General features: G+C 59.1%; 15 protein-coding genes. 4 read left to right on the top strand and 11 right to left on the bottom strand.

Features of this window, described 5'->3' with window-relative positions; all coding sequences use genetic code 11:
• Positions 1–398 precede the first annotated feature (398 nt).
• A complete protein-coding gene (locus LJX92_RS11370; protein WP_032876152.1) occupies positions 399–836 on the bottom strand; it encodes a DUF3995 domain-containing protein in 438 nt (145 codons plus the stop codon).
• A 93-nt stretch (positions 837–929) separates the two neighbouring features.
• Here LJX92_RS11370 and LJX92_RS11365 point away from each other — a divergent pair, with 93 nt between their 5' ends.
• Positions 930–1,319: a DUF2946 domain-containing protein gene (locus LJX92_RS11365; RefSeq protein ID WP_005787761.1), complete on the top strand. Its 390-nt coding sequence runs from the start codon at positions 930–932 to the stop codon at positions 1,317–1,319.
• Positions 1,320–1,413: 94 nt separating this feature from the next.
• Positions 1,414–3,540 carry a TonB-dependent receptor gene (locus tag LJX92_RS11360; protein WP_228309774.1) on the top strand — a complete coding sequence of 709 codons (2,127 nt, stop codon included), beginning with the start codon at positions 1,414–1,416 and terminating at the stop codon, positions 3,538–3,540.
• A gap of 121 nt (positions 3,541–3,661) precedes the next feature.
• On the opposite strand, the gene LJX92_RS11355 is transcribed toward LJX92_RS11360, so the two are convergent.
• Positions 3,662–4,669, bottom strand: a complete 1,008-nt coding sequence (locus LJX92_RS11355) for an ABC transporter substrate-binding protein (RefSeq protein ID WP_228309772.1) — start codon at positions 4,667–4,669, stop codon at positions 3,662–3,664.
• A 131-nt stretch (positions 4,670–4,800) separates the two neighbouring features.
• A complete protein-coding gene (locus LJX92_RS11350) occupies positions 4,801–5,250 on the bottom strand; it encodes a hypothetical protein (protein ID WP_177327419.1) in 450 nt (149 codons plus the stop codon).
• A 780-nt stretch (positions 5,251–6,030) separates the two neighbouring features.
• Between LJX92_RS11350 and LJX92_RS11345 the strand changes: the two genes are divergently transcribed.
• A complete protein-coding gene (locus tag LJX92_RS11345; RefSeq protein WP_005787750.1) occupies positions 6,031–6,261 on the top strand; it encodes a hypothetical protein in 231 nt (76 codons plus the stop codon).
• 71 nt (positions 6,262–6,332) lie between these two features.
• Positions 6,333–6,569 carry a DUF2789 domain-containing protein gene (locus LJX92_RS11340; RefSeq protein ID WP_032876165.1) on the top strand — a complete coding sequence of 79 codons (237 nt, stop codon included), beginning with the start codon at positions 6,333–6,335 and terminating at the stop codon, positions 6,567–6,569.
• Positions 6,570–6,576: 7 nt separating this feature from the next.
• Here LJX92_RS11340 and LJX92_RS11335 read toward each other — a convergent pair whose 3' ends face one another.
• From LJX92_RS11335 to LJX92_RS11300, 8 genes are all read right to left on the bottom strand, one after another.
• Positions 6,577–6,780 (bottom strand): hypothetical protein, encoded by a 204-nt coding sequence (locus LJX92_RS11335; RefSeq protein WP_005787746.1) that lies wholly within the window; start codon positions 6,778–6,780, stop codon positions 6,577–6,579.
• Positions 6,781–6,980: 200 nt separating this feature from the next.
• Complete coding sequence (locus LJX92_RS11330; RefSeq protein WP_003191666.1) at positions 6,981–7,385, bottom strand: TraR/DksA family transcriptional regulator; 405 nt, start codon at positions 7,383–7,385, stop codon at positions 6,981–6,983.
• A 361-nt stretch (positions 7,386–7,746) separates the two neighbouring features.
• Complete coding sequence (locus tag LJX92_RS11325; protein WP_003191668.1) at positions 7,747–8,769, bottom strand: ABC transporter permease; 1,023 nt, start codon at positions 8,767–8,769, stop codon at positions 7,747–7,749.
• Between the two features lie 26 nt (positions 8,770–8,795).
• Positions 8,796–10,349, bottom strand: coding sequence for a sugar ABC transporter ATP-binding protein (locus LJX92_RS11320; protein WP_032876169.1), 1,554 nt, complete (start codon positions 10,347–10,349; stop codon positions 8,796–8,798).
• A gap of 65 nt (positions 10,350–10,414) precedes the next feature.
• Positions 10,415–11,350 (bottom strand): sugar ABC transporter substrate-binding protein, encoded by a 936-nt coding sequence (locus LJX92_RS11315; RefSeq protein WP_032876172.1) that lies wholly within the window; start codon positions 11,348–11,350, stop codon positions 10,415–10,417.
• 49 nt (positions 11,351–11,399) lie between these two features.
• A complete protein-coding gene (locus tag LJX92_RS11310; protein ID WP_005787736.1) occupies positions 11,400–11,576 on the bottom strand; it encodes a hypothetical protein in 177 nt (58 codons plus the stop codon).
• 126 nt (positions 11,577–11,702) lie between these two features.
• Positions 11,703–12,731, bottom strand: a complete 1,029-nt coding sequence (locus LJX92_RS11305; RefSeq protein WP_228309771.1) for a Gfo/Idh/MocA family oxidoreductase — start codon at positions 12,729–12,731, stop codon at positions 11,703–11,705.
• A gap of 94 nt (positions 12,732–12,825) precedes the next feature.
• Positions 12,826–13,836, bottom strand: coding sequence for a Gfo/Idh/MocA family protein (locus tag LJX92_RS11300; protein WP_032876177.1), 1,011 nt, complete (start codon positions 13,834–13,836; stop codon positions 12,826–12,828).
• Between the last annotated feature and the right edge of the window lie 17 nt (positions 13,837–13,853).

Here is a 13,853-nt window from a genome sequence, read left to right as displayed (position 1 = left end):
CGCTGGCCGTAATCCGACAGGGATTTGGGGGGTAAACCGGCAGGGATGCCGGTTTAGCCGCCCCGCGCCATGGATGGCGCGTGGCGGCGCCCCCCCAAATCCATGGCGGATTACGGGCACACCGAGCCTAAGCGAGGTGCCGAGTGGTGGGGCAAGAGCGTTTTGCTTACTTTTGCGCTTTTCAAAAGTGAGCCGCCGTAAGGGCGGAACCAATAGCAGCCGTTACCTGAATAACGGATATGTACTCGGTCTGATCCAGCATCCTGGTCGGCCCTGAGGCCGCCATCGGGAGCAAGCCCCCTCCCACATTTGGATCTCGATTTGTCAGGTAGATATGTGCTGGCTGTCCGACCGTCACGAGAGCAAGCTCCCTAGCCACAGGTATGGCGCCGAGACCATCAGGTCCAGGCCACCACCAACAACCCGGCACCCAACACAAGGCACAACGGCGAGTACAGGTACGTATCCAGGCGCGCAAACCGAGAGTTGCCGACCTTCTTGAAAAAACCTACCAGCTCCGAATCGCCAATCGCCCGGGCAAACATCAGCACCGCAATCACACTGATGCCCCACTGCAACGCGCCATGGGACACCGGCGAGAAATACAGCCCGGCGCGCAGGCAAACGAGCAAGGCAATCGCTACCAGCCCCATCGCGACCAGAAAGGTGCCCAGCGCCGACGGCTTGAACGCCGGTCGCGGCCCGCTGGCAAATTCACCAGGCAGTTGCGGAATCGCCGCCAGGCTGCCGAATTTGCCGCCAGCCGCCCAGTAAAGATGCACCATGCTGATAAAGGTAAAAACCCCGACAATCCATCGCGCAATGACAAAACTCATGGCGGACGCTCCCGAAAAATGTGGGAATCAGGATAGTCGCCCTGAGATTTTTTGCAGGCATTTCGTCGGCGGCTGATGGTAAAGTGCCGCCCCATGAAACTCGCCCGTGCCGACCGCTCGCTCATTGCCTGGATGCTCTACTGCTGCGTCCTGTTCAATGTATTCGCCTGCAGCATTGGTCATGGGCAGATGGTGGGGATGCAGCTCAACGGCATCAGCGGCCAGTTCTGTACGGTGGACCCGCGCACCCAGGCGCCCCTGCCCAGCAACTCCACGGATGAAAGTCTGCCAACCCTGTCGAAGGCCTTTGGTTGCCCGCTGTGTTCTACCGGCGGCATGGGGCCTGCGCTCAACTCCCATCTGAATGTGGCGGTACTGCCACAACCCCATGCGCCACCTGCTGCGGTGGTGCTCGCCGCTGATATTCCGGCCCGTTTCACCTGGCCCACGGCTAACCCGCGTGCGCCACCTGCCTACGCCTGATCCCTGCGCTTTCTGATCTGCATTGCCGACCGTTTCCGAGAGGAAGGACCGGTGGCTGTGCGTTGTTTTCAAGCCAAGTTTTCAGGATTCAACCATGAAACATCTACCCCTGTTGGCGGGCCTGTTCGGCTGCCTGCCCGTTTGCGCCTGCGCCCTTGAGTTGGCGCCGACCACCATTGAAGGTGATCAAAACATTGAGCCCGGCCTGGCTCTGGATCAATCCAGCGGCATGGCCTCGCGCCTGGGCCTGAGCGTGCGGGAAACCCCGGCCTCGGTGGCCATTGCCAACCGCAACGATATCGAGCGCCGTGGCGCCAGGACCTTTCGCGAGGCGGCCAATACCCTGCCCGGCGTCAACGCCAGCGCGCCGCCCGGGTTTGGTGGTTTTGTCTCGTACCGCGGGTTTACCAGCAGCCAGATTACCCAGATGTTCAACGGCATCAATGTCGCCACAGGCCTGGCGCGGCCGGTGGATGCGTGGATCTACGACCGTGTGGAACTGGTCGGCGGCCCCTCCTCCCTGATCAACGGCGCCGGCTCCGTGGGCGGCTCGCTCAATTACGTGAGCAAGTTGGCCACCCGTGAAGAACAGGCCGCAGAAGGCCAACTGACCTACGGCAGCTACGACACCGCCGGTATGGCCTTCGGCCTTAATCACGCGCTGACCGAGCCCGGCGCCGATGTGCAGCATTACGCGCGACTGGATGTGAGCCGCAACACCAACCACAGCCACATCGACCGCGCTCAACGGGATGCCTGGAGCGTGGCGTTTTCCCTCCTCAGCGACCTCACGCCCAACCTTTCCCACACCCTGGCCCTGGAATATCAGGATGAGCATGAAGACAGCCCGTATTGGGGCACACCGGTGCTCAATCCCAAGGCCGGCGAACTGAAGATCGACAAGCACAACCGCTTCAACAACTACAACGTCGCCGACGGACGTTATGAGCAGCGTACAATCTGGGCCCGCTCGATCATCGACTATCGGATCAACGACAGCACCACGCTGAAAAATACCCTCTACCACCTCGACAGCCAGCGCGATTACCGCAACCTGGAGACCTACCAGTACAACGCCGACAACAGCGCCGTTAACCGCTCCACGGCCTATCAGGTGCGGCATCAGGGCGAACAGGACGGCAACCAGTTTGAACTGCGTCATGACACCAGCGTGTTCGGCCTCTCCACCACTTGGTCTGGCGGTTTTGAGTACAAGGTCAACAGCACCACCAACAGCCCCTTGAACGTATCGGGTCAAAGTACCGTCGACCCGAACAACTACACCCCGGGACACTTCTATGACATCCCCGGCACCCGGCCGGGCTTCATCAAGGACAAGACCAACCAGGTCACCACCAAGGCGCTGTTCGTGGAAAACCGCCTGGGGCTCACGGACAAGCTGTCACTGCTGACCGGCCTGCGTTATGACGCCATCGACCTGGACGTGACCAACCACCGCACAATCACCGCTACCAACCCTCGGCACTTCAAGCGCAGTTGGGAGCCAGTAACCGGCCGTGTGGGGCTTACCTATCAGTTTGTTCCGTCGGCCAACGTCTATGTGCAATACAGCACCGCCGTCGAACAGCCCAATACCACCACCCAGGTGTTCGACGTATCCACCGGCAAGCAGTGGGAGATCGGCAGCAAGTTCGATTACCTGGACGGTCGCGGCTCGGCAACGGTCGCCGTCTACAAGATCGAACGCGAAGACTTTGCCGTCACTGACCCACAGGACCCCACCAACAGCATCCCGGTGGGCGCGCAGTCGTCCAAGGGTATCGAACTGGCCAGCTCACTGCGCATCACGCCAAGGCTGCTGGCCGAAGGGAACTTTGCCTGGGTGGATGCCGAGTACGATGAATTCAATGACAAAGTTGCCAGCGGCGCCGTGGTATCGCGCAAAGGCAATACGCCGACCAATGTGCCCAAGCGCGTGGGCAACCTGTGGTTGACCTACGACTTCTCAGAGGATTGGCAAGGGGGGGTGGATGCGCGCTATGTCGACCAGGTGTATGCCGATTATGCCAACACCCAGACAGTGCCGGCTTACACGCTGTTCGGTACGTTCCTGCGCTACAAGCTGGACGCCCGCACCTCGGTGACCGCGCGGGTGCGCAACTTGACCAATGAGGTGTATGCCGAGTTTGCCCATGTGTCGCCGGCGTATTACCTGGGTTCGCCGAGAACGTTTGAGGTAGCGGTGCAAACCAAGTTCTGAGCCTGAAATGCAGTCAACTGTGGGAGGGGGCTTGCTCCCGATAGTGGTGGTTCAGTCAATGCATATGCAAGCTGATACACCGCTATCGGGAGCAAGCCCCCTCCCACATTAAGACTATCGGTTACTTGAGACTCGCCTCAACCTTCTGGGCTACATCTGGCGTCAACCACGCCTTCCACACCTCAGGGTGCTCCTTGAGGAACGCCTGGGCCACGTCCCGTGGCGCGGTGTGGTTTTCGCTCATCTTCGCCAGGGCCTTGTTAAGCGGCTCGATGGGGAACTCGACTTTTTCGAAGAACTGGGTGATCTGCGGATATTGCTGCTGGAACGGCGTCGATACGCCAATGCTCAATTTGGATGCCAGCGAGCGCGTAGGCTTGGGGTCAGTGTTGTCCGCGTCGGTCAGGGTCTTCCATGCATCGGCATCAAACGGCGGTTCTTCCAGCTGGATCAATTTATAGCGCCCCATCAACGGGGTGGGTGACCAGTAATAGAACAGCACCGGCTTGCCCCGGCGGATCGACGAGGCAATCTCGGCATCCAGCGCTGCGCCCGAGCCGCTGCGGAAGTTCACGTAAGTGTCGTCCAGGCCATAGGCCTTGAGCTTCTGTTTGTTGACCACTTCGGACGTCCAGCCGATGGGGCTGTTGAGAAAGCGCCCCTTGCCCGGGGATTCCGGGTCTTTGAATACATCCTTGTAGCGCGCCAGGTCCTGTACGCTCTTCAGGTCCGGCGCCAGGGCCTTGAGGTTTCTGGACGGGTCGCCCTTGACCACGTATTCCGGCACCCACCAGCCTTCAGTGGCGCCTTTGACTGTGTCTCCAAGCCCTACCACTTTGCCTTCGGCTTCAGCCTTGACCCAAACAGGGCTGCGGCCCGCCCACTCTTCGCCGATCACCTGGATGTCGTTCTTGGCCAGGGCGGTTTCCAGGGTGATGGTGGTGCCAGGCAAGGTGTCGGTGGGCAAGTCATAACCCTTTTCGACGATAAAGCGCAGTACTTCGGTGATCAGGCTGCCGCTTTCCCAGTTGAGGTCGGCAAAATGCACCGGTGCCTGAGCAGCCGATACCGGCAGTGACAGACTCAGGGCCGTCAGTGACGCTGCCACCAGTGACTTCAATCCTCTCATGCCTTTGCACCTCGCGTTCTCTCAGTCATGGCAAACGGCTTTGCCGCTAATGCGCGAAGCCTCTGAATAGTTAAGTCAACTCAACTGTAGTAGAGGTTCCGAAAGACAAAGGTGCACAGCGTATTTATCGGTTATTCGCTGGCCTTGAACGTCACCAGTTCACCCTTGCGCCACTTGGCGGCCTTGCCCGTCACGGCCTTGAGAGTTTTGGTCAACCCTTCCTGCAATTGTTCATGGGCGGCAAATACCAGCATCACGCTATGGCCTTCCTTGAACACAATGCCCTGGCCTTCGTTCGACGATACAAAGGCGTAGTCGCCGAGGCCGTAAACGGTCAACTTGATATCGCGAAACTTGAGTTCGAACTTTCCACCTTCGCGGCTGGGTAAAACAGCCGCACGGAAATGGTCGCCCACCTTGAGTTCCAGGCGTGGCTTGTCATCCACGACCAGTGCCGCTTCGGTATCGATCTCGGCGATGTAGATGCCTTCCGGCGTCTGTTCAGTGACGTAGACAAACCGGGATTGAAACTGTTTGACCAACTTTGCGCGCAAATCACCCAGCACGAATAACGCGTGCATATCCAGATTACTGACTGCCAAGGAAACGCCCCCACATCAAGAAAGCGCTGGCCGCCGAAGCGGGCAGCACAAAAAAACGGCCGTTACGGCACGATCACACATTCGTCAAAAACCTGAAGATAACCCGCAGGACTCGTACACCCAGCCGCGGTGGACCTAAAGCAAGGTCAGCCGGTGGCACAGCAAATCACAGGTTCAACGACCCGAGAATACGAGTCGACCAACTTCAGAGAATAACCCAGTCAAAAGTGCACTTTCCGACACCCGAAACAAAAAATACACGGGCATGGAACCAGTTGCGAACTACCGACGACAATACTAAAACAGCAAGCCGGGTCAAAACCACCCGAAACGCCAAACACAGGCTAACAAGATCGATCGACAGGAGCTGAGCATGCAACGACGTCAACACAATGCTACGTCCTTCCACACTCGTTCATCATGTCCAGACGAACGCCAATACTACTGCTTGCATAACCTTGATGGGTACTCCCATTCGGTTATTTACCAAGTGGTACCGGCCGGAAAGAACTTTTTCCACATTCTTGAAGTGCCCAGTGGCAGGATCAAGGGGTTTCGCAGCGACCACAATAAAGCCTGTGAATTGGCCAAAATGCTTGAAGCCAGGCTGCATGCCCTTTGCGGGGGACTCGTTTCGTCACCTGGGTGACTTTACTGCGCCTGCGCCCCTCAACAACTGCCATACTGGCCCGTCCATTGAAGTTTGCCCCGTGCGGGTCAGGTTTCATCAGTGCAGTTACCTTGAAGGGAAGGCTATACGTGACGGAATTTGATATTGGCGAATTTTTTATCCACGGCGATGCCAGGGAAGTAGACGGAGAGTTTCAAGCAGTCATTATCATGCGGGCCAAACCACCGCTGACCACTGTGACCGCGCACCAAGTAGAAAAAGACCGTTGGTTCAAGACTGTAGACGCCGCTGCCTTTGCAGCAAAAGAAGCCGCAAAAGCCCTGAAAACCGCCGTGGATTCGGGTGCTCTCAATTCCTGACACCTCGATAGAACTCTAACGCGCCTCAAGCCTCCCATACACAACGATCCTCACTTTGTATGGAGTACCCAATGGACGCGCCAATCCCCACGCTCGAAACCCTGTTTGAACAACTGGGCCTGGATTCAACCCCTGAGGCCATTGATGCCTTCATCGTCGCGCATCCGTTGCCGGAAGGCGTGAAGTTGATCGATGCGCCGTTCTGGACGCCCCAACAGGCGCAGTTTCTTAAGGAAGAACTGCGTGAAGACGCTGAGTGGGCCATCCCGGTGGATGAGTTGAATCAGCGCCTGCATCAATCTCACTAGCAAGGTCTCAATGCAGGCTGTCTGACTGTTCCATGCGCAACAGCGCTTGCCAGGCAGCCTGACACTCCTGCGCCTCATCGCGACTGGCAAAAGCGGTGCCGCGCTGTTCACCATTGAGCAACACTACCCAGCAGGCTTTCTGACCCAAGGCACGCAGGGTCTCAGGTACACCGCTGCCGATCATCACGGCCACATCGACTTTGTTTTGCATGGAAGTTCTCCGTAGCATTAGTTAGCTGCCTAACAATGTTGGCCATGCTACGGTTTTATTCCAGTTGGAAAAAGCTATCCTGGGAATAGCTTCATTGCATAAACAGCAACAATCCATCGCGCCAGACGCGGGCCGGATGATCTCGGGAGGTTGTTGCAGACGGGGCAGCCAGCTCACTGGCAGGCCCCCCATTCAGCACATCAGGCTTGACGCTGATGCTTGTCGATCTGCTCGTGGCGCTCTTGGGCTTCGATGCAGTACTTGGTGGTCGGGCTGATCAGCAGGCGCTTGAGGCCGATCGGCTCGCCGCTGTCATCACACCAGCCAAAAGAATCTTCCTTGATGCGCTCCAGGGCGCGCTCAAGTTGCGGCAGCATACGCTGGTCGCGGTCGATGGCATTTACCAGCCAGGTGCGCTCTTCTTCGACGGAAGCCGCGTCAGCCGGGTCCGCCGGGGTGTCCAGGCTTTCAATGGCGATGCGGTTCTGTTCAATGCGCTCGTGGTGTTCCACCTTCATGTCTTGCAGCAACTTCTCGAAAAAAGCGTGCTGTTCGGCATTCATGTAGTCATCCGCCGGCATGGCCAGCAACTTTTCCTTTGTCATTGATTTCTCTATAAAAAATACGTGCATTAAGGCGAATAAGGGAGCGTTCCGCAAGGCCTGTGCAGGTCTCGGAAGGGCGCCGTCCATTTCAAGCGCCACCCGGCACTCAATTTACGAGGGGCGGCAGTCTAAGGCCGACTTGAGAGCGCAGCAACTGAAAAGACAGGCATTTTTTCCCAATTAACCCCCAAAGGCACCAGGACGGGCTTGGCGAACGGTCATCGGAGTGCGTTTATAGCAAGAAATTCAAGTTTGTGGAGCTATATAGAAGACAAACGGTTGAAAGTGGCTGATCCCGGGCTAAATGTGGGAGGGGGCTTGCTCCCTCCCACATTTGATCTGAGTCGGCCCTTGGATTCACTCAGCGCTTGAGCTTGCGCTTGTTGCGGTACTGGTCGATCACCACTGCCACCACGATGATCAGGCCCTTGATGATGTCCTGGATATACGCATCCACCCCCACGAAGGTAAACCCGCTGGCCATCACGCCGAGGATCAGCGCGCCGATCACGGTGCCGGTGATGCGCCCCACCCCGCCCGCCAGGCTGGTGCCGCCGATCACCGCAGCGGCAATCGCATCCAGCTCGTAGGACATGCCCATGCCCGCCTGCCCTGTCGCGGCACGGGCCGAGGCCACCACGCCGGCCAGGCCCGCCAGCAGCCCGGCGATGCTATAGACGATGATCAAGTGGCGCTTGACGTTGATGCCCGAGGTGCGCGCCGCCTGCATATTGCCGCCGATGGCGTAGGTGTACTTGCCGTACTTGGTATAACGCAGGGCAATATGGAAGATCACCGCCACCACCAGGAAGATGATCACCGGCATGGCACCATGGCCGATGGCCGTGTAGGAATCCGAGAGCATGCTCACCGGCTGGCCTTCGGTGTAGTAACGCGCCAGGCCACGGGCCGAGACCATCATGCCCAGGGTCGCGATAAACGGCGGGATGCCGGTCACCGCGATAATGCTGCCATTGATCGCCCCTGCCAGCAGCCCCACGCCCAGGCCCATCGCCACCGGGATCCACACCGGCAAGTCGGTCAGGGACGGAAACACCGCCCGGGAAAAATCCGAGGTCTGCGCCAGGCTGGCAGCGATCATCGCCGACAAGGCCAGCACCGAGCCTGACGACAAGTCGATCCCCGTGGTGATGATCACCTGGGTCACGCCGATGGCCAGCAGGCCGATGATCGAGACTTGCAGAATCATCAGCACCAGGCGCTGGGAGTTCATCAAGAAGCTCTGGTCGCGCACGATCCAGCCGAACAGTTCAAACACCAGGCCGATACCGATCAGCACCAAAAAGATGCTCAGCTCGGTGGGCATGCGTCGACGATTCTTCACCGGTGCCGTCGCCGGCTTGTTGTCTGTTATTGCGTTCATAGCCCATCACCTTCTTATTCTGTAGATCAGTGGACCGCAGACATGCCGGAGGCCAACTGCATGACTTTTTCCTGGGTGGCCTCGGCACGATCCAGGGTGCCCATCAGTTCGCCTTCGTGCATCACCATCACCCGGTCGCTCATGCCAAGCACTTCGGGCAGTTCCGAGGAAATCATGATCACCGCCATGCCTTCGCTGGCAAGAAAGGCGATCAAGCGATAGATCTCGGCCTTGGCGCCCACATCGATACCGCGGGTCGGTTCATCCAGGATCAGCAGCCTTGGGTTGGTCATCAGCCAGCGTGCCAGCAGTGCCTTTTGCTGGTTACCGCCCGACAAGGTGTCGATGCATTGCTCCAGGGACGGAGTTTTTACTCGCAGCTTCTTGCACATCTCTTCGCACAGGCCGCGCAGGGCCTTCTGCTGGATAAAGCCACTGCCCGAATAGTGCGGCAACACCGCCATCTCCATGTTTTCCAGCACCGACAGGCACGGGAACAGGCCGCTGAGTTTGCGATCTTCGGTCAATAGCGCAAAGCCTTTCTCGATGGCCATGTGCGGGTCGGTAATGCGCACCGCCTTGCCGTCCAGGGTGATTTGCCCACCGGTGCTTGGGGTAATGCCAAAAATGGTTTCCGCCACATTGGTACGCCCAGAGCCCATCAGGCCGGCGATACCGAGAATCTCCCCGGCGTGCAGGTCGAACGAGACGTCCTTGAACACGCCGTCCAGGCTCAGGTCGCGTACCGACAGCAGCAACTCACCTATCGGCGTCTCGCGCACCGGGAACAACTGGCTCAACTCTCGCCCCACCATCATCGAGATCAGGCTGTCGCTGTTCATGCTGTCGGCACGTTGCAGGCCTATGTACTGGCCGTCGCGGAACACCGCCACTTCATCGGCGATAGCGAACACTTCGTTCATTTTGTGCGTGATGTACACGATGCCTTTGCCCTGTGCCTTGAGGTCGGCAATGATCGAAAACAGGTGGGCCACTTCCTTGTCGGTAATGGCCGAGGTGGGTTCATCCATGATCAGGATGTCGGAGTCGTACGAGACCGCCTTGGCAATCTCGACCATCTGCCGTTCGGCGATGCTCAGGTTGCCCACCTGCTCTTCAGGGTCGAGGTTGATGCGCAGGCGCGCCAGCAACTCGGCGGTGCAGCGATGCATTTCGCGGTGGTTGACCATGTGCAGGCTGTTGAGCTGCTCGCGGCCGATCCAGATGTTCTCGGCGATGCTCATATGGGGCATCAGGTTGAGCTCCTGATGGATCATGGCGATCCCGGCCTTTTGCGCCGCCAGCGGCGTTTCGAAGGTAATAGGCTTGCCACGCAGGCGGATTTCCCCGGCGTCGGGCTGGTAGATGCCGGCGATGATCTTCATCAGCGTCGATTTACCCGCGCCGTTCTCGCCCATCAATGCCAGCACCGTGCCGGGGCGCACCCGCAGTTGCACATCGTCCAGGGCGACAACACCGGGAAAGCCTTTGCTGATGTTGAGAATTTCCAGCAGGTAGGGTTCGTCCAGCGGCAACGGCTGGATGCCCGGGGGCTGCGAGGCAGCGGCTTGAGCAAGCATAGGGAGGCACTCCATCTGCAGGGCGGCCGTGACCGCCCTGCCGGCTTATTGTTGTTGTGTCAGGGCTACTTGAAGTCTTTGACGTTGTCCGGGGTGATCAACTGGAACGGGATCACCACGTTCTGCTCCACCGGCTCTTTTTTGGCCATCTTGCGCGCCGCTTCCACGGAACCCACCGCTTGGCCCTTGGCGTCCTGGAACGCCGAGGCGGCCATGTCACCCTTGGTGATCGCGTTCAAGCCATCCGGCGTACCGTCAACACCGGCAATCAGCACGCTGCCTTTTTCCTTGCCGGCCGATCGCAGGGCCATGGACGCCCCGATCGCCATCTCATCGTTGTTGGCCAGCACCGCATTGAAATCACGCCCCTGGGTCAACCAGTCGTTGACCAGGGTCATGCCCCGGTCACGCAGCCAGGCGCCGGTCTGCTCCTGCTCGATCTTGATGTCCGGGTACTTGGCCAGCACTTCCTTGACACCCTTGGTGCGGTTGGTGGTGGAGTTGTTCGCCAGGTCACCCAGCAGGATCACGATCTTGCCCTTGCCGCCGAGTTTTTCGGCGATGTATTGCATTTGCAGGCGCCCGGCCTCGACGTCATCGGAGGTCACTGCCACCACGTCCTTGGGCAAGTCTTTCTGGTCCGGGCGACGGTTGACGAACACCAGCGGAATGCCCGCCTTGGTCGCAGCCGCAATGATGTTCTTGGTCGAAGCGGTATCGACCGGGTTGACGATAATGGCGTCGACTTTCTGGCTGATAAAGTTCTCGACCTGGCTCAATTGCTTGACCACATCGGCCCGCGCGTCTTCAAACTGCAATTGCACGCCATCGCCCTTGGGGTAGGACTTGGCTTGCTTGTCCATGTCTTCGCGCAGGTAGGTGAGGAAGGTGTCATCGAACGCAGACATCGTGACGCCCACCTTCAGATCGGCGGCGCCGGCAACGCCACTGGCCAGCAGCATGGACAGGGCCAGCGCGGTAAAACGGATCGGGGTCTTCATGAACGGTCTGTCTCCACTTTCTTGTTGGTTTTTTTCGACGTTGCGTTTATCAGGACTCGGCTGTCAGTCGCACCACTGGCGCCCCTGGAATGCAGCACACCAGCGCGCCCTGGTTTTCGACGCACAGCACGTTAAGGAAGGAGAAGTAGAACGGCCGGGCGCGGGGCAGTCCGCGTGGCGCTTGGGCGGGGCGTAAAACTCGAAGTACAGCGTTGAAGATTTTCATCTGACGGTACCTGGTTGTTTTTGATCTTGTTTTTGTTGAGTCGCCCGCTGGGTCCGGGACGTACTTTATGCAACCTGGAAACGACTGTATTAGAAAATAATTTCCATATCAACCTGTTTTAGAATTTTATTCTATTTTTGTCGAAACCACTTGCTGGCGCTCGGCGCCCAGGCGTGCGGCGTCCAATATACGGGTGGTTTCCAGCGCGTCATAGGCGCTCACCGGCAGCGGTCCCTGCCCTTGCACGGCCAACTGCAACTGGCGATAGAACTGTGTCCAGCAGCCCTTTTCCGACGGCACCCGCTCACGCTCCGAGCCTTGTTCGAACCAGCCCCAGCGTCGATGCTCCTCCGCGCCCCAGTGCTCGCCTTCGGTCTTCGGCGATTTACCGGCGATCAGCGCTTCTTCCTGGCCATCCAACCCTTCGACGGTGTAGCAACCCAAGGTTCCACTGACACGAAAGCGCGGCGCCTGGCTGTTCTGCAAGGCGTTGCCCCACAGGTGTGAAATCACGCCGTTGGCGTGGCTCAGGGAAACAAAAAAGCCGTGATCCACGCTGGGGTGTTCAGGGGTGTAGTGCAGTTGGGCGAACACTCGGTCCACCGGGCCGAACAGTTGCAGCGCCTGATCGACCAAGTGGCTGCCCAGGTCAAGCAGCCACCCGCCGCCGCTGGCATTGCCCACGGCTTGTGGGCTGTAGCGTTCTACACGAGATTCAAAGCGGGTGATGGTGCCCAGGGCACCGGCATCGATGAGTTTGCGCAGAGTCAGGTAATCCGAATCCCAGCGCCGATTCTGGTAGACGCTGAGCAGCGAGCCCTGGCGCTCGGCGGCAGTGATCAGGGCTTGGGCTTGTTCGGCGTTGGCCGCAAAGGGTTTGTCGCTGACCACCGCCACGCCGTGTTCGATGGCTTCCAGTACCAACGCTGGGCGACCTTTGAGGGTGGTGGAAATCACCAGGGCGTCGACGCCGGCTTCGACGATCTGGCCGATGGAGTCGAAGGCCTTCACGCCTGGTAGATCGGTACTTAATTGCTGGCGACGCTCCGGCGAGCGTGTGACAACGCCCACAAACGTCGCACCAGGCAACGTCGCAATCAGCGGCGCATGAAAGAAGCGCCCTCCGTGGCCATAGCCGACTAGTCCAATTCGCATGATTCACTCCTGCTTTGAAGTGCAAACACTGTTCAAATGTGGGAGGGGGCTTGCCCCCTCCCACATTGACCAGGTTCCACCTGTGAGATTGGGATCAGCCGTAGAAGTGTGGGCGATCCGGCAAGCTCACCTGCACAATCTGCCCGCTGCCCTGGGCTTCAATACACGCATCCGCCGCCACCGCCGCCGCATACCCATCCCACGCCGACGGCCCACCGACCTGCCCAGCCCGCACGCTGTCGATAAACGCCTGCAACTCCACGTCATAGGCACCGATAAAGCGATCCTTCCAATCCATCAGGATCGCATTGGACAGCTTCGCACCGCTGCGCAGTTGCACCTGGGACGGCTCCGGCAACTTGGCGATGCCGGTCTCCCCCACCACTTCGCACTGGATGTCGTAGCCGTATTGGCAGTTCACAAATACCTCCACGTCGATACGCGTGCCCTTGGCGGTTTCCAGCAGCACGATCTGCGGGTCGCGCAGGTGGGCCAGGGCCTTGCTGGTCTTGCGCGGGAAGACCACCTGCACGGACACATAGTCGTCATTGAGCAACCAACGCAGCACGTCCAGTTCGTGGATCAGGGTGTCGGTGATCGCCATGTCGGTGTTGTAATTCTCGCCCACCGTCGGGTTACGGTGCGCGCAGTGCAGCATCAACGGCTCGCCGATCTGGCCGCTGTCGATCACAGCTTTCAAGGCCCGATAGCCTTCGTCATACGGACGCATGAAGCCCACCTGCACCAGGCGCTTACCGCAGGCCACTTCGGCCTCGACGATCTTGCGGCAGCCTTGCGCGGTGACCGCCAGGGGTTTTTCACAGAACACCGGTTTGCCGGCGGCGATGGCGGCCAGCACGAACTCTTCGTGGCTCGGCCCCCACGACGTCACAAGGATGGCTTCGACCTCTGGCGAGTTGATCAGCGCATGGCCGTCCGGGTACACCTCGGCGTCCAGCTTCAAGTCCGCCACCACCTGCGCGGCCTGCGCAAGGTTGATATCAGTGACCGCCACCACCTGGCTGTTGAGCAAGGTCTGGCTGCAACGACGGATATGGTCCCGGCCAATGGCGCCCGTACCAATCACTCCAAGCTTCAAAGACATGTAAACACTCCTCTTGT

Origin of the sequence: Pseudomonas sp. HN8-3, assembly GCF_020790195.1 — a bacterium.
Classification (GTDB): domain Bacteria; phylum Pseudomonadota; class Gammaproteobacteria; order Pseudomonadales; family Pseudomonadaceae; genus Aquipseudomonas; species Aquipseudomonas synxantha_A.
Note: the sequence above shows the minus strand (reverse complement) of the source record. Positions and strands in the feature narration are given on the sequence as shown.